Origin of the sequence: Pseudomonas sp. MSSRFD41, assembly GCF_014230245.1 — a bacterium.
In the GTDB taxonomy this organism is placed as follows: Bacteria; Pseudomonadota; Gammaproteobacteria; order Pseudomonadales; family Pseudomonadaceae; genus Aquipseudomonas; species Aquipseudomonas piscis.
Genome location: NZ_JACKZK010000006.1, coordinates 129923 through 146489 on the forward strand (window position 1 = coordinate 129923; position 16567 = coordinate 146489).

The following is a 16567-nucleotide window of genomic DNA, read 5'->3' on the forward strand; positions in this document are numbered from 1 at the left end:
TTTCAATTTCAATTCAAATTGAATTTTAATTAGGCCTTGGCAAACAAAGGACTCATGGATGAAGAAGCAGTTGATTGCAGGGGTTGCCGTACTGCTGGCGGTAACGGCAGGGGTTTCCTGGTTTCTCCTCAAGCCCGGAGAGTCGGACGGGCGCCTCAAGCTCCATGGCAACGTCGACATCCGCCAGGTGTCCCTGGCGTTCGAAGGCAGTGAACGGATCGCGGCGCTGCATGCCGAGGAGGGCGACCTGGTGCAGGCCGGCCAGGTTCTGGCCGAGCTCGACACTCGCACGCTGCGTCTGGAGATTGCCCGCTCCAGGGCCCGGATCAATGCCCAGGAACAGGCATTGCTGCGCTTGAAGAATGGTACCCGGCCCCAGGAGGTCGAGCAGGCCCGGTCGCGGTTCGAGGCAGCCCAGGCCGAAGCACAATTGGCCCAGTTGGAACACCAACGCCTGCGGCGCATCGCCGACGACACCCAGGGCAAGGGCGTGAGCCAGCAGCGCCTGGATCAGGCGGCCGCTCGCTTGCGAGTGGCCAAGGCCCAGGTCCAGGAACAGCGTGAGTCCTGGACCCTGGCCAAGATCGGCCCACGGGACGAAGACATCGCCCAGGCAGCAGCCGACCTGCAGGTCTCCAGGGCCGATCTCGATCTGCTGGAACATGACCTCGCCCGGGCCCAGCTCAAGGCCCCGACCCAGGCCCGGATACGCACCCGCCTGCTCGAACCCGGCGACATGGCTTCCCCGGCGCGACCGGTATTCGCCCTGGCGCTGACCGATCCGAAATGGGTCCGCGCCTATGTCAACGAACGCCAGCTCGGCCAGGTCCGACCGGACCAGCCCGCGCGGGTGTTCACCGACAGTTTTCCCGACCAGGCCATCGACGGCCGGGTGGGCTACATCTCCTCGGTCGCCGAATTCACCCCGAAGTCGGTCGAGACCGAGGACCTGCGCACCAGCCTGGTCTACGAGATCCGGATATTGGTCAAGGACCCTGGCGATCGCTTGCGTCTGGGCATGCCGGCTACCGTCTACCTCGACCAGGCGCCGGGTGCCGAGGACACGCCATGAGCGCCGCGGTGGCTACGGTCCAGGCGTCCGAACTGGTCAAGCACTTCAAGGCCGGCGCCCGGCAACAGCTAGCCCTGGACCGGGTATCCCTGGAGGTTCCCAGTGGCCAGTTGAGTGCCCTGGTCGGTCCTGACGGCGCGGGAAAGACCACCTTGCTGCGGCTGATCGCCGGGTTGATGCAGGCCGACGCGGGCCAGTTGAGCGTGCTGGGCCTGGATGTCGGCGCGCAGCCACAGCAAGTGCAGGACCGCATCAGCTACATGCCTCAGAAATTCGGGCTCTATGAGGACCTGACTATCCAGGAGAACCTGGAACTGTATGCCGATCTGCACGGTGTCTGCGGTCCGGAGCGCGACCAGCGCTTTTCCCGGCTCTTGCACATGATGGACCTGGAGCGGTTCCGTGGACGCCTGGCCGGGCAGCTTTCCGGCGGCATGAAACAGAAACTGGGGTTGGCTTGCACTCTGGTGCGCTCCCCACAACTGTTGCTGCTCGATGAGCCGACGGTAGGGGTGGACCCGCTGTCGCGCCGGGAGCTGTGGAGCATCATCGAGCAGTTGATCGAGCAGGAGAACCTGACGGTGCTGATCAGTACCGCCTACATGGACGAGGCCCAGCGCTGCGCCCAGGTCTTCGTGTTGTACCAGGGCCAAATGATCGCCCAGGGGCCACCCGCACAGCTGTGCCAGCTGGCGCAAGGCATGTGCTATGGCGTTGCACCGCCCAACGGTACCCCCGCCAGGGCGTTGCAGGCCGGCCTGCTCGATGATCGCGAGCACGTGGTCGATGCGGTGCCGGAAGGTGGCCAGGTGCGCTTCATCCGCAGCGCCCAGGCGGAGTTGGCGCAGATCGAGTCCCTGGCCGGCCTGGCGGCGCCCCAGGCCCTGGCGGCGCGCCTGGAGGATGGTTTCATGGTGCTGCTCAGGCAGCAGGCCAAGGAAACCGTCGCAGTCGATGGGACGCAACAGCCAGCGGCCAACGACAGCCAGGAAAAGGCCGCCCTACAGCGTCCGGTGGTCATAGAGGTGCGCGACCTGGTGCGCAAGTTCGGCGATTTCACGGCAGTCGCAAGCACCTCGTTCCAAGTCCTGAAGGGCGAGATTTTCGGCTTGCTCGGTCCCAACGGGGCGGGCAAGACCACCACCTTCCGCATGCTCTGCGGCTTGCTCCCGGCTTCCAGTGGCTACCTGGAGGTGGCCGGGGTCAACCTGCGCACCGCGCGGGCCGCGGCACGCCGTCGCATCGGCTACGTGTCGCAGAAGTTCGCCCTGTACGCCAACCTGTCGGCCGTGGAGAACCTGCGTTTCTTCGGCGGCGCCTATGGCCTGCATGGTGCCCGGCTACGGGCCAGGATGGCGCAGATGCTCGAGCAGTTCGAACTGGGCGAACAACAACATGTGCGCAGCGGCGAGCTGCCAGGTGGCTACAAGCAGCGCCTGGCCATGGCGGTCGCCTTGTTGCACGAGCCGGAAATCCTGTTTCTCGACGAGCCCACCAGCGGCATCGATCCCCTGGCCCGGCGGGCTTTCTGGCGACGGATCACCGCCTTGGCGGCAAGCGGCACGACGATCGTCATCACCACCCATTTCATGGAAGAGGCCGAGTATTGCGACCGCATCGTGATTCAGGATGCCGGGCGCTTGCTGGCCCTGGGCACCCCGGAACAAGTCCGTCACCAGGACAACCAGGCACTGGACGACATGAACAGTGCATTCATCGCCGTCGTCGAGCGTGCCCGGGCCCAAGCCCGGGCCGCGGCGCACTAAGGAGCCAGCATGTCCGACTTCAATGGCGCGGGATCGGGTATGCGGCGCAGGCTGCTGGCACTGACCAGGAAGGAGTTCCGCCAGTTGCTGCGGGACAAGAGCAACATGGCCATCGGTGTGATCCTGCCCATCGTGCTGATCCTGATATTTGGCTACGGCTTGTCGCTGGATATCCGCAACACGCCCTTGGCAGTGGTCCTGGAAGACAGCTCGCCCACGGCCAGGGATGTGGTGGCCAAGCTGGAGAGCTCGACCTACTTCTCGGTCACCCGGGTCACCAGCATGGTCGAGGCACAGGCACTGATGGACAAGCGTCGGGTCGATGGCATCGTTCGGGTTCCGGCCGATTTCTCCAGGCGGCTCGAACGGCATGACGCTCGCTTGCAGTTGTTGCTGCATGGCGCCGATGCCAACAGCGCGGCGACCCTCGGGCGTTATGTCAGGGGGGCGCTGGCGGTCTGGCAGCAGCAGTACCTGGAACGCACCAGGCAGGCGCCACCCTCGGGACGGGTGCTGGTGGTGGAGCGGATGTGGTTCAACGCCGCCAACAGCAGCACCTGGTATCTGGTTCCGGGGCTGATCGCCCTGATCATGACGCTGGTGGGAGCCTTCCTGACGTCCCTGGTGCTGGCCAGGGAATGGGAGCGGGGCACCCTCGAGTCGTTGTTCGTCACCCCGGTCAAGTCGATCGAGATCCTGCTGGCCAAGATCATTCCGTATTTCGTGGTGGGACTCCTGGGGTTGGTGATGTGCCTGGTCTCCGCGCGGCTGTTGTTCCAGGTGCCGATCCAGGGATCGCTGTTGCTCCTGCTGTTCAGTTCCATGCTGTACCTGCTGGTGACCCTGGGCATCGGCCTGCTGATTTCGGCCAAGACCCGCAACCAGTTCCTGGCCAGCCAGATCGCGATCATCTTCAGCTTCCTGCCGGCGTTGATGCTCTCGGGGTTCCTGTTCGACCTGCGCAATGTGCCGACCTTCATCCGCATGGTCGGTTCGATCCTGCCGGCCACTTATTTCATGGAGTTGGTGAAGACCTTGTTCCTGGCCGGCAACAACTGGGCGCTGGTAGCGAAGAACCTGGCGATCCTCGCGGTCTATGCGGTGTTCCTGTTGAACGCAGCACGCCTGTGCACGCGCAAGAAGGTGGGGTGAGCCAATGGACAAGCTGATGAACTTCCTCCGCGAGCTGTTGTTCCTGATCCAGAAGGAGATCCTGGCCATCGTCAAGGACCCGGCCAACCGGGTGATCCTGATCGCTCCGGCGATCGTCCAGTCCCTGCTCTTCGGTTATGGCGCGACCTACGACCTGAACTACGTGCCATACGCGGTGCTGGACCAGAGCCAGGGGCGTGCCTCGCGGGAACTGATCGCGCGTTTCGATGCTTCCGGGGTCTTTGCCCGGGCGGCGACGCTGACCAGCGTCGGCGAGATCGCCCCGGCCATCGATAGTGGCGAGGCGCTGCTGGTGCTGCACATCCCCGTGGACTTCGACGAGCGCCTGGCGCGCCAGGACAATGCCGGCCTGCAACTGGTGCTGGATGGGCGCAACTCCACGACCGCCGGGATGGCGGCCGGGCATATCGCCAACCTGGTGGGTGATTTCAACCAGCAGTTCCTGGGGGCCGCCAACGCTCCCGTACGCCTGGAAACACGTGCCTGGTTCAACCCCAACTTGCAGACCCGCTGGAACATCGTGCCTGGCCTGATCGCCGCCTTGAGCATGATCCAGACCCTGATGCTGGCGGCGCTCTCGGTGGCCAGGGAACGTGAGCAAGGCACCTTCGACCAACTGCTGGTCACGCCACTCACCCCCTTTGTGATCTTGCTGGGCAAGGCGTTGCCTTCGGTGCTGATCGGCTTGCTGCAATCGAGCCTGATCCTGCTGGTCGGGCTGTTCTGGTTCGAGATCCCCATGATCGGCTCCGTGCTGGACCTGTACCTGGGGTTGTTCGTGTTCACCAGCGCCTGCGTGGGGATCGGCCTGTCCATATCTGCTCTCTCGGCCAACATGCAGCAGGCCATGGTGTACACCTTCGTGTTGATGATGCCGCTGATCCTGCTGTCCGGGTTGATCACCCCGGTGCATAGCATGCCCCAGGCCTTGCAATGGCTGACTTACCTCGACCCGCTGCGCTTCGCCATCGACCTGGTCAGGAGGATCTACCTGGAAGGGGCGAGCCTGGCCGATGTCTCGGCGAACCTGGTGCCCATGTTCGCCGTGGCGCTGGTGACCCTGCCACTGGCCGCCTGGCTGTTTCGCAATCGATTGGTTTGAATTGGCTGGATAAGGAACGTCATGAAAACGATTCATTCTGCATATCTGCTCAATGGGCTGGCGGCGGCCCTGCTGATGGCTGTCTCGGCCTGCACCGTCGGTCCTGACTTCAAGGCGCCCCAGGTGCAAAGCCCTGATCGGTGGACGGACTGGCACAGTGGACCGGCGTTGCCGGCAGCACCTGGAGCGCCATCCGTGACCGCCGCCCAAGGCAGCCACGGCAATTGGTGGCAGGTGTTTGGCGACCCGGTCCTGGACCGCCTGCAGGCCCGGGTGAGGGAGGACAACCCGGACCTGCATACCGCCTTGCTGCGGTTTGCCCAGGTCCGGTTGCAGCGCCAGATCGTCGCATCCCTGGAGACGCCCGAGGTGTCTTTCTCCGGCGCGGCCTCCAGGAATCGGCAAAGCCGGTATGCCCCGAACAATCGCATGCTCGAAGCCCTGGGCGGCGACCGCCAGACCCTGGAAAAGGCCCTGACCGATCCCTACAGCCTGTACCAGGCCGGGTTCGACGTTTCCTGGGAGCTGGATATCTGGGGGCGGGTGTCGCGCCTTGGCGAAGCCGCCGAGGCCGAGGTCGATAGCGCTGCCGCGACCCTGGACGATGTACTGCTCAGCGTCTCCAGCGAACTGGCGAGAAATTACATCGAGGTGCGTACCGCGCAGCGCCAGACCAGCCTGCTGGAGCAGGAAGCGAAGATCCTCGCCGAGCACCTGCAAGTGGTGACGGTGCAGGCCCGTGAAGGCGAGGAGGACGGTTTTGCGGTGGAGCGCCAGGAGGCGCGACTGGCAAATTTGAACGCCCAGATACCCGGCTGGAAGGCACGACAGACCCAGGCGGCCAACCGCATCGCCGTATTGCTGGGCGAGCGTCCCGGTGCTCTGGACGCTTTGCTGGCCGGCTCACCCGGGCCGGCTCCTGGCAACTCATTGCCGGATTTGCGGCTGGGGCTGCCGGCCGAGCTGGCTCGCGAGCGTCCGGATATTCGCGCCGCGCAAGCCAGGTTGCACCAGGCCACGGCCGGCATCGGAGTAGCCGAGGCAGAACTCTATCCCAGCGTGATGCTGGGGGCCGACTTCGGCTTCGAATCCTATAAAGGCGGCAAGTTTGCCGACTGGAGCAGCCGAAGCTGGTCGGTGGGGCCGCGCCTGGACCTGCCGCTGTTCGACCGCGGGCGACGCAGCAAGACCGTGGTCCTGCGCAAGCTCGAACAGCAGGAGGCGGCCGTGGCGTTTCACCAGACCGTGCTGGCGGCATGGCAGGAGGTGGACGATGCCCTGAGCCGCTACCACAACGAGTACCGGCGTGTGGCACACCTCAAGGACAGCTACGACAGCAAGGCTCGCGCCTACGAGTGGACCCGTGCCAGGCACGCCGCCGGGGATGCCAGTTACCTGGACCAACTCGATGCCCAGCGTTCCCTGCTCGAGGCCCAGCGCGACCTGGTCGATAGCGACAGCCAGCTCCGGACGCACCTGATCAGCCTCTACAAATCCGTGGGTGGGCGCTCCACCTGACCGGTGGCAACGCAGTAGCCGCATTTCCTCGAACAAGAACGACTTTCCTGACGGAATAGGAAAACATACCAATGGACGACCTCTACAAGATCGCGCTGTTCTCATCCCTGATACTGATAGTGCCAGGCCCCTCGAATACCTTGCTGCTGGCTTCGGGCTTCAAGTTCGGTGTGTGGCGCTCCTTGCCCCTGGTGCTGATCGAGATGCTCGGCTACACCGTCTCGATCTGTACCTGGGGCTGGGGGCTGGCGTTGTTGTCCCAGGACCATCCGTGGCTGATCCACTTGATCAAGCTGGCCTGTGCCTGCTACATCGCGGCGCTGGCCCTGAAGACCTGGAAGACCTCGACCCGTGGCGCCCATCAGGTCGAGCGCTTCGACAATTGGCCGCGCCACTTGCTGATCGCCACCGTGCTCAATCCCAAGGGGCTGATCTTTGCCAGCGTGATTTTCCCGGCCACTTCGTTTGCCAACGTGGGGAGTTTCGTTCCTTCATTGGGCGCATTCTTCCTGGCGCTGGCACCCATCGCCTTGCTCTGGGTTTCCCTCGGTGCCGGCATTCGCGCGCAATACCTGGGCCGGGTATCGGGCCCGTTGTTTTCCAGGGGCACGGCCATCGTCCTGGCGCTGTTCTCGGCCACGCTGACCTACACCGTCGTGCGTGCGGTGTAGGCCGTAGGCCGGTGCCAGGCCACTGTAGAAGCATGGGGTTGCCGGTATGGAACCGCTCACTTTCGAGCGAGGCTTGAGCACTTGCTTCTTGGTGGCCGAGGCCGGGCCCCCTATCAAGGGGTAATGAATGTCGCTGATTTCGCAACGTGTCGAACTGGCCCGCCAGGGCGCCAATGACCAGGTGATTGGCCGGATGCCTTCGGGCTCGTTCATGGGGGGATGCGCAGCTCCTGGCGGACTACTGCCTGCTGTTGCCGGTGGTGCCTAGCCTGGAAGATCTCGACAGCCAGGCCCGGGCCGCCTACCTGCTGGACATGGCCCGCCTGTTGCAAACGACCAGCTAAGGTTCGCGCCGGCAGGTCAGTGCGCTGAGTGTCGGTGATCGACGGGAAACGCCAGGCCGGTGATGGTCACTGTGCTCTTCGCGACGAGGACGCTGGCGATCTCGTTGATGACCAGCGCCAGTGCGCTGGTGTTGGGGAACAGTGCATGCAGCAGGTCGAAGTAGAGGTAGTCCTTGATCAGCCCGGCTGCCAGCTGCGGCTGGTTCGCCAGCAGGTCTTCGAACTTCGGGTAGCCCAGGCGCTGCAATTGCACGATGTCGGCAAAACCCTGGGCCAGGTCATCGTCCCGGCACTGGCTGATGAACCCGTCGGCGCATTGGATAAAGCCCTGGGCCAGCTCCCCAGGGGCTATCAGCAGCTCAAAGGGGGTTGTCTCCAGGGATGTGGCTTCGCCGAAACCCAGGCTCCGATAGCCGACCCGCCGCGGCTCGACGCGCTTGCCTGCCGAAATGAACTTCATGGGGTGGTTCCGTTTCCTGCGCGGGGATGGATGGTCGTGGTGATTTTCCAGCGGGGCTTACCGGTCGCTGTTGTCGGCAACGTAATACAGCATTTAGCCGGAATGGACCATTGATCCTGTCGTCACTGCCTGGTCGAAACACACTGATCGGCAAACCCGTAGCCTGCAAGGTCCAGGTCCGGCAAAACCGGCCAGCCTCGAGACGGTCATTCCGTCGCTCTGCGTATGCTCGCCAAACAGCCGGGCGAGGTCAGGCAGGTCGAGGCTCCAGGCGCCCGTGTCCGTGATAATTGAGCATTTCCCGCATGGCCGCACAGAGCTGTTCTTGTGAGGCCATTTGCCAGAATGTTTTTTCCCCCAACAGTGACTCGAAGCCTTCGATCAACGCCTGGGCTGCGTTGTGGTGGCTCGTGCCTGCCTTTGTGCTCCGCCTGACCCACCACTCCGGGCTTGCAACGGCTGTAGTCGCTGTCGAGCCTGCGAGGCTGCGACCGGTCGTGCAGGGGCCGTGGAACCTCGACCCACCGCGCAGCGGCCGCAGGACCCCCGACCCACCGCGCCACCTGGCGGACGGCTTCAGGCCGCTGCCCAGCTTGTGAATGAAGCTTTTATGACAAAAGTTCGGTAGCCCATCGCCACGCACGTCTTGGGTATGTAACGCGCTTGAGGGGGCCGCCAGGCCACTTTTCTAAGCCGAGGCGGGACGCCGGGAGTGAGGCTATGGGGACTATGGAACGCTACTCGAAAGTGGGCATGCAGGAGCTGGACCAGCGGTTGTCGAAGATCGTCGAGGCGGCGCGCAAGAAGCCGGTCTCGGTCTATCGCTATGGGGCGCCGTGGGTCTGGATCGTCTCCCAGGATGACTGGCAGGGCGCCTTGAAGGAGGTGTCCAGCTACATCCCGCCAGGGCACTCGCTGGTGCTGCTGCGCCCGCAGATCGAAGAGCTGCTGGACCGCCATGCCGAGTTGTTCGAGACCCTCAATGCCGAGGCCGGCCTGTGCATCGCCCCACGCACGGTGATGCACATCCTGTTGCTGCAGCTTTTGTACTCGGTGCCCAGCGAACAGCAGCTCTACGAACAGCTGAACTACAACCTGCTGTTCCGCTGGTTCGTCGGCCTGGGCCTGAACCAGAAGGTCTGGAGCTTCAGTGTCCTGAGCCGCGATATCGCCGCGCTGTTGAACAACCCTCGGGCGGTGCACCTGATCCACCAGATCATCGGTGAAGTGTTCTGCAAAGCCTTGCTGCAGATGCCGGAGTTCTCGCTGAACTTCGCGCTGCTGCATACCTGGCTGGCACGTCACGACAACACTTCGATCACCAGCAATTGAATCGGCCAAACGCTGTGCAGACGGCGACGGCAATGCGCGTGCGCGCGCCAATTTTCAGACTTCTAGGGGGCGGTGTGGAGTATTCGGGCAAATCAGGACGACCGGGCAGTAGCGGGCGCTGGTGGCCGTTGTGCGGCTGGTTGGCATGGCTGGCGCTGGCGCCGGCGGTGCAGGCCGAGGAGGGCGGCCAGGGGCCGGCCGAACCTGCGCAGGAGGCCCAGGCCCCGGCGCGCCTGGTGGACGTCAACGAGTACTTCGTGCGCGGCAATACCGTGCTCGACGCCCGGGCCATCGAAGAGGCGGTGTATCCGTTCCTCGGGCCGCAGAAGGCCCTGAGCGACATCGAGGGCGCCCGCGATGCGCTGCAGAAGGTCTACCAGGCCCGCGGCTACCAGTCGGTGTATGTCGAGTTGCCGGAGCAGAAGGTCGAGGACGGCATCGTCTACCTGCAAGTCAGCGAGACCAGGGTCGGCCGGGTGCGCGTGGTGGGCGCCAAGCACTACTCGCCAGTGGAGATCCGCGAGCAGGTGCCGGCGCTGCAAGAGGGCCAGGTGCCGGACTTCGCCACGGTGCAGGACCAGCTGGCGGGGCTCAATCGCGGTGCTGGGCGCCAGGTCATGCCCCTGGTGCGCGAAGGCCAGCGGCCGGGAACCATGGATGTGGACCTGCAGGTGGAAGACAAGAATCCCTGGCGCGCCAGCATCGGCCTGAACAACGACTACAGCGCCGATACCGAGAAGCTGCGCACCGTGGCCAGTGTCGGCTACGACAACCTCTGGCAACTGGGCCACAGCGTTTCCCTGACCTTCTTCACTGCGCCCCAGGACACCTCCAACGCCAAGGTCTGGTCCGCTTCCTATACCGCTCCCCTGAGCGATCGCTGGAGCCTGCAGTTCTCCGGCTACCAGTCCGACAGCAACATCGCCACCATCGGCGGCAGCAACGTGCTGGGCAAGGGCCATTCCTACGGGGTCGCGGCGATCTATGCCTTGCCGGCCAGCGCCAACTGGGCCAACTCGCTGTCGGCGGGCGTGGACTTCAAGGACTTCGATGAAGAGATGCGCTTTGGCCGCAGCAGCGACCAGATCCCGCTCAAGTACGCCCCGCTGACCTTCGGCTACAACGGCTACCGCTACAGCGAGAAGTCGCAATTGAGCCTGGGCCTGAACCTGGTGATCGGTACCCGGCGTTTCTTCGGTTATGGCAGTGACGCCCGCGAGTTCCACTACAAGCGTGACGAAGCCAGCGCCAGCTTCTCGGTGCTCAAGGGCGACGCCAGCTTCACCTACACCTTCGCCAACGACTGGCAATCGGCGTCCAAGACCGCGTTCCAGCTGGCCTCGGGCCCGCTGGTCTCCAACGAACAGTACTCCGCCGGTGGCGCCACCTCGGTGCGTGGCTACCTGGCCGCCGAGCGCACCGGCGACGAAGGTTGGTTGTTCTCCCAGGAACTGCGCACGCCGTCCCTGGCCAAGTTCCTCGGCAGCTACGTGCAGGAGTGGCGCTTCTACGCCTTCGCCGAAGGGGCGCGCCTGAGCCTGCATGAGCCACTGCCCGAGCAGGAAGACCAATACAGCCTGGCCAGCGTCGGCCTGGGCACCCGCGCCAGCTTGAGCAAGTGGCTGTCCGGCAGCCTGGACTGGGGCTACCCCCTCAAGGACGGTCCCAACACTCAGAAATACGACCCGCGCCTGCACTTCAGTGTGCAAGCCACGTTCTGACTTTTTACGGAGAACCCTTCCATGCAACGCTTATTCCTGAGCCTGTTGATCTGCCTGGGCTTCGTGCTCCCGGCCACGGCCCATGCCTGGTGGCAGGACGACTGGCATTACCGCAAGCAGATCAGTGTCGATACCACGCCCCAGGGGGCGGCCATCAACGAGGCCCTGGGCCGTACCGCGCTGCTGGTACGCCTGCATACCGGCAACTTCACCTTCGACGGGGTCAAGGAAGACGGCTCCGACCTGCGCTTCGTCGCCGCCGATGACAAGACCGTGCTCAACCACCAGATCGAGAGCTTCGACCCCCTGATGGGCATGGCGCTGATCTGGGTCGACGTACCCAAGGTCGAAGGTGGCCAGCGCCAGGACATCTGGATGTACTACGGCAACCAGAAGGCCCCGGCCACCGCCAACGGCCAGCTGACTTTCGATCCCAGCTACACCGCCATCTACCATTTCGAGGGTGGCAACGGCATCCCGGCCAAGGACACCACCGCCTATGGCAACACCGCGCAGGGTGCCACCGGGGCGAGTATCGACGGCGTGATCGGCCGTGCCCTGCAGTTCAGTGGCCAGCCATTGCTGCTGCCGGCCAGCCCCTCGCTGCAGCACAATGCCGGCGGCGCCTTCACCTTCAGCGCCTGGGTCCGCCTGGACCAGGCCAGTGGCGAACAGCTGCTGCTGGCCCGGCGCGAAGGCGCCGGCAGCCTGCTGGTCGGGGTCAACCAGGGCATGCCGTTCGTGGAAGTGGACGGCCAGCGCGCCGTATCCACCCAGCCCTTGAATCCGGGGCAATGGCAGCACCTGGCCCTGAGCGGCGAGGGCAGCCGCCTGGCGCTGTACGTCAATGGCCGGGAAACCGCGAGCCTGGCCCAGGCCATCCCGTCGTTCAATTCGCCGCTGGCCATCGGCGCCGACCTGCCGGCCGCGGCAGGGGCCGAGGCCAGCCATTTCCTGCCGTTCACCGGAGCCATGGACGAGCTGCGCCTGTCCAAGGTGGCACGTCCCGCGGCGCTGCTTTTGGCCGATGCCAGCGCCCAGGGCGCCGAGTCGAAACTGGTGGCCTACGGTGTCGATGAAGAGCAGTCGGGCTTCGGCTTCGGCAGCCTGGGCTTCTTGCTCAAGGCGGTGCCGGTGGACGCCTGGGTGATCATCCTGGTGCTGGTGGCGATGATGATCCAGTCGTGGGTGATCATGCTGCGCAAGAACCGCATGGTCAGCCGGGTCAGCGCCGCCAATACGCTGTTTCGCGAGCAGTTCGCCAAGGTCGGCACCCGTCTTGAGATGTTCGCCGATGACCAGGCCCTGGCCGTGCGCCTGGAACACTCCTCGCTGTGGCGCCTGTACCTGGTGGCGGTCAAGGAGATCCGCACCCGCCGCGAGCAGGGCGCCGATACCTCGTCGGTGTCGGCGGCCACCATCGAAGCCATCCGCTGCTCCATGGACGGGGTGCGCACTCGCGAGAACCAGCAGCTGAGCGCCAGGCTCTCGACCCTGTCCAACGCCATCGCCGGCGGTCCCTACATCGGCCTGTTGGGCACGGTGCTGGGGATCATGGTGGTGTTCCTCGGCACCGCCATGGCCGGCGACGTCAACATCAACGCCATCGCCCCGGGCATGGCCGCGGCCTTGCTGGCCACCGCCATGGGCCTGTTCGTCGCGATCCCGGCACTGTTCGGCTACAACCGCCTGATCACCCGCAACAAGGAAGTGGGGGCCGACATGCGGGTGTTCGTCGACGAGTTCATCACCCGCCTGGCGGAGCTGCACGGCGAGAGCCAGCAGCATGAGAACGCCCACTGGCGGGTCAGCCACAGCAACGCATCGATCCCGGCCTGAGGAGAACTGCCATGGCTTCCGTGAACGCCTCCCATGACGACGAAGACGATGCCGCCGTCGACAGCATCAACATCACGCCCCTGGTGGACGTGCTGATGGTGGTGCTGGTGATGTTCATCCTCACCGCCACCGCCCAGGTCTCGGGCATTCAGATCCACTTGCCCAAGGCCAGCGCCTCGGTGTCGTTGTCGCAGGCCAAGACCAAGGCCATCTCGGTGAACGACGGCGGCCAGGTGTTCCTCGATGCCTACCCGGTGACCCTGGGCGAGCTGGAAGAGCGCCTGCGCATCGAAAAGGCGCAGAACCCGGACTTCCCGATCATCGTCCGCGGCGACGCCACGGTGCAGTACCAGAAGGTGATCGAGGTCCTCGACCTGTTGCGCCGCCTGGAGCTGTCCCAGGTCGGGCTGGTCACCGGCAAACCCCAGGGCTGAGTCATGACCGCACAACAACCTATCCAGCTGCCACCGGTTCAGCAAAAGCCGAAAAGCGTGCGCCTGCTCAAGTGGGGCCTCGGGCTGCTGCTGGCCGGCGTCGCCGCCTGGCTGCTGTGGCAGTGGGCCAACGACATGGCCGGGGTGCGCCGGGAAGCGCCGAAGGTGCCGACCATCATCCCGTTGCCGCCGCCACCACCGCCACCTCCACCGCCGCCGGAAAAGCCCAAGGAGCCGGAACCGGTGGAGGAAAAGGTGCCGGAGCCCGAACCCACGCCGACTCCCGAGGAGGTCAAGCCCGAGGAAGAGGCGCCGCCATCGCCGGCGGACGACCTGGCCAGCCCGATGCAGATCGATGGCGACGCCCAGGCCGGCGGCGACGCGTTCAACATCGGCGCCGGCAAGGGCGGCGGCATGGCCGGCTCCGGTGGCGGCGGCCTGGGCACCGGGACCTACAAGCAATACCTGGCGGCGACCTTCCAGCGCGCGCTGCGCGAGGATCCGGAGCTGCGCAAGAAGGCCTATTCGCTGCAGGTGGACCTGTGGCTGGGTGCTGACGGCCAGGTCACCCGGGTGCTGCTGGCCCACTCCAGCGGCGATGCCCAGACCGACGAACAGGTGCTGGCGGCGCTGCGGGCCACGCCGCGCCTGAAGGAGCGCATGCCGGCTTCCCTGACCTTGCCTGTGCGCCTGTCCCTCAAGGGCCGGCGCCCGAATTGATCGAACCCCTTTTGCAGTTTCTACAGGAGTTGTGTGCAGATGATTTCCACCCTGAATCGATTGACCCTGGCGCTCGGCATGGTCGCCCTGGGCCTGGCCGGCCAGGCCACGGCCGCGGCGGCCGCGCCTTCGGAGAACGCCACGATCAACCTGATCCGTTTGTTGGTGCAGCAGGGGGTTCTGAAGCAGGAACAGGCCGACGGCCTGATCGCCCAGGCCGAGAAGGAGGCCCAGCAGGCTCGCCAGGCCAACGCCGCGGTGGCTGCGGTGGCCGCCGGCGGACCTGCGGCCGCGCCGGGGGACGTGCGGGTGCAATACGTGCCGGCCATCGTCCGTGACCAGATCCGCGACCAGGTCAAGGCCGAGGTCATGGCCACCGCCAAGCAGGAGAACTGGGCCCAGCCCAACACCTTCCCGGACTGGGTCTCGCGCATCACCTTCGATGGCGACATTCGCCTGCGCAACGAGTCGCGGTTCTTCGCCGACAACAACAGCAACGAGATCGTCGACTACGCCAAGCTCAACGACAGCGGCCCCTACGACGTCAACAAGGACACCAACAGCAAGCTGCCGCCGCTGCTCAATACCCGCGAGGACCGCGACAACCTGTTCCGCCTGCGGGCGCGCCTGGGGATGAAGGCGGTGATCTCGCCGGAATGGACCGCCGGCATCCGCATCGGCACCGGCTCGGACAACAACCCGGTGTCCACCACCCAGACCCTGGGCGGCGGCTTCGGCAAGAAGGACATCTGGCTCGACCAGGGCTACCTGACCTGGAAGGCCACCCAGGACCTGACCCTGACCGGCGGACGGATCGCCAACCCGTTCTATTCCACCGACATGCTGTACTCCAACGACCTGAACTTCGACGGCGTGGCGGCAATCTTCAACCACAAGCTCGACAGCGACTGGGGGCTGTTCGGCACGGTCGGCGCCTTCCCGGTGGAGTACACCAACGACACGTCCACCAGCAACGGCTTCGACAAGAACGAAAGCGACACCAAGTGGCTGTTCGGCGGGCAGATCGGCGCCCACTGGAAGATCAACCGCAGCAACAGCCTCAAGGGCGCCTTGGCCTACTACCGCTTCGACGATATCGAAGGCCAGCGCTCCAGCCCTTGCACGCCCTGGGCCGGCGCCCCGGGCTGCGATACCGACGGCTCGCGGGTGGCCTTCATGCAGAAGGGCAACAGCGTGTTCCTGTTGCGCAACATCGCGCCCAACCCGGCCACTCCCGGCCTGACCCCGCAACCGCAATACGTGGGCCTGGCCTCGAAGTTCGACGTGCTGGACCTGAACCTGGCCTGGGATACCGAGCTGCCGGATGACCTGCGCCTGCGCACCCAGGGCAACTACATCCGCAACCTGGCCTACGACAAGGCCGAGATGCTCAAGCGCAGCGAAGGCCAGATCGTCAACAACATCAACCGCAATGGCGAGTTCGAGAGCGGCGCCAATGCGCTGATGCTGCAGTTCACCCTGGGTAATGCCCTGGAAATGAAGAAGGCCGGCGACTGGAACCTGCTGGCCGGCTACAAGTACATCCAGCCCGACGCCTTGCCCGACGGCTTCAACGACTCTTCGTTCCACCTGGGCGGGACCAACGCCAAGGGCTACTTCCTGGGTGGCAACTACGGCATCGACAAGAACATCTATGCCACGGCCCGCTACATGAGCGCCTCGGAAGTCTACGGGCCGCGTTATGAAGTCGACGTCATGCAGCTTGAACTCAATACGCGCTTCTAAGCGCAGGGAGGAAGGTTATGAACAGCCGGACGAGGGCAGGGGCCGTGGGCCTGTTGCTGGCCTGGGGCGCGCTGGCCAGCGCGCCCGCCGCCGCCGAAGGCATGGAAGAGCGCCTGCGCACCCAGTTGCGCAGCACTACCCAGCAGTTGCAGGCCTTGCAGAGCGAGCAGGCCCAGGCCGCCGCCGCGCGGCTGGCGGCGGAAAACGCGGCCAAGGAGGCCCAGGCCCAGGTCAAGCAGCTCACCGCCGAACTGGCCAGGAGCCGTGCCGTGGCCGAGCAACTGGCCGGCCAGCAGCAGAACCTGCAGAGCCAGGCCCAGGCCCAGGCTGCCGCCAACAGCGAGCAACTGGGCAAGTTCAAGAAAGCCTACGACGAGCTGCTGGTGCTGGCCCGGGGCAAGGAGGCCGAGCGGGTCAAGCTGCAGGCGCAATTGAACGAACGTGACACACAAGTGCAGCAATGCGCAGTCAAGAATCAACGGATGTACGGCGTCGCCAAGGAAATCCTCACGGCCTACGAGAAGATCGACGTGGCCGAGGTGGTCAAAATCCGCCAGCCTTTCGCAGGTAGTGCTAGGGTCAAGTTCGAGGAACTGGCCCAGGGTTTCGGCGATGACCTGTACCAGACTCAGTTCGACGCCCCACGGGCGGCGAGCGCTCATTGATTAC

14 protein-coding genes and 1 pseudogene are annotated in these 16567 nt (G+C 64.9%); 14 read left to right on the top strand and 1 reads right to left on the bottom strand.

The window, feature by feature from the left end:
* The first annotated feature begins 58 nt into the window (after nt 1-58).
* The 7 genes and pseudogenes from H7A76_RS12320 to H7A76_RS12350 all read left to right on the top strand — a co-directional run.
* Entirely contained in the window at nt 59-1072 is a 1014-nt protein-coding gene (locus H7A76_RS12320) for an HlyD family efflux transporter periplasmic adaptor subunit (protein WP_185698730.1), read from the top strand.
* Nucleotides 1069-2838, top strand: a complete 1770-nt coding sequence (locus H7A76_RS12325; protein ID WP_185698731.1) for an ATP-binding cassette domain-containing protein — start codon at nt 1069-1071, stop codon at nt 2836-2838. Before H7A76_RS12320 ends, H7A76_RS12325 begins: the two co-directional genes overlap by 4 nt.
* Before the next feature lie 9 nt (nt 2839-2847).
* The gene (locus H7A76_RS12330; RefSeq protein ID WP_185698732.1) at nt 2848-3990 is read left to right on the top strand and encodes an ABC transporter permease; all 1143 of its coding nucleotides are present in this window, start codon (nt 2848-2850) and stop codon (nt 3988-3990) included.
* Between the two features lie 4 nt (nt 3991-3994).
* Entirely contained in the window at nt 3995-5113 is a 1119-nt protein-coding gene (locus tag H7A76_RS12335; RefSeq protein WP_185698733.1) for an ABC transporter permease, read from the top strand.
* Nucleotides 5114-5134: 21 nt separating this feature from the next.
* Nucleotides 5135-6631: an efflux transporter outer membrane subunit gene (locus H7A76_RS12340; protein WP_185698734.1), complete on the top strand. Its 1497-nt coding sequence runs from the start codon at nt 5135-5137 to the stop codon at nt 6629-6631.
* A 71-nt stretch (nt 6632-6702) separates the two neighbouring features.
* A complete protein-coding gene (locus tag H7A76_RS12345) occupies nt 6703-7302 on the top strand; it encodes a LysE family translocator (protein ID WP_185698735.1) in 600 nt (199 codons plus the stop codon).
* 127 nt (nt 7303-7429) lie between these two features.
* Nucleotides 7430-7628 (top strand): annotated as a pseudogene (locus tag H7A76_RS12350) (hypothetical protein); the annotation flags it as partial.
* 34 nt (nt 7629-7662) lie between these two features.
* Here the strand turns inward: H7A76_RS12350 and H7A76_RS12355 are convergent.
* On the bottom strand, nt 7663-8106 hold the full coding sequence (locus H7A76_RS12355) for a hypothetical protein (RefSeq protein ID WP_185698736.1): 444 nt from the start codon (nt 8104-8106) through the stop codon (nt 7663-7665).
* 729 nt (nt 8107-8835) lie between these two features.
* On the opposite strand from H7A76_RS12355, the gene H7A76_RS12360 reads away from it, so the two are divergent.
* From H7A76_RS12360 to H7A76_RS12390, 7 genes are read left to right on the top strand one after another with little or no spacing between them, the layout of a single operon-like run.
* Nucleotides 8836-9438, top strand: coding sequence for a transposase (locus H7A76_RS12360; protein WP_409299549.1), 603 nt, complete (start codon nt 8836-8838; stop codon nt 9436-9438).
* A 32-nt stretch (nt 9439-9470) separates the two neighbouring features.
* Nucleotides 9471-11159, top strand: a complete 1689-nt coding sequence (locus H7A76_RS12365) for a ShlB/FhaC/HecB family hemolysin secretion/activation protein (RefSeq protein ID WP_260497958.1) — start codon at nt 9471-9473, stop codon at nt 11157-11159.
* A 21-nt stretch (nt 11160-11180) separates the two neighbouring features.
* A complete protein-coding gene (locus tag H7A76_RS12370; protein WP_185698738.1) occupies nt 11181-12998 on the top strand; it encodes a DUF2341 domain-containing protein in 1818 nt (605 codons plus the stop codon).
* An 11-nt stretch (nt 12999-13009) separates the two neighbouring features.
* On the top strand, nt 13010-13432 hold the full coding sequence (locus tag H7A76_RS12375; RefSeq protein WP_185698739.1) for a biopolymer transporter ExbD: 423 nt from the start codon (nt 13010-13012) through the stop codon (nt 13430-13432).
* Between the two features lie 3 nt (nt 13433-13435).
* Entirely contained in the window at nt 13436-14152 is a 717-nt protein-coding gene (locus tag H7A76_RS12380) for an energy transducer TonB (RefSeq protein ID WP_185698740.1), read from the top strand.
* Between the two features lie 39 nt (nt 14153-14191).
* On the top strand, nt 14192-15898 hold the full coding sequence (locus tag H7A76_RS12385) for a putative porin (RefSeq protein WP_185698741.1): 1707 nt from the start codon (nt 14192-14194) through the stop codon (nt 15896-15898).
* Between the two features lie 17 nt (nt 15899-15915).
* On the top strand, nt 15916-16563 hold the full coding sequence (locus H7A76_RS12390; protein WP_185698742.1) for a DNA repair protein: 648 nt from the start codon (nt 15916-15918) through the stop codon (nt 16561-16563).
* Nucleotides 16564-16567: the final 4 nt, after the last annotated feature.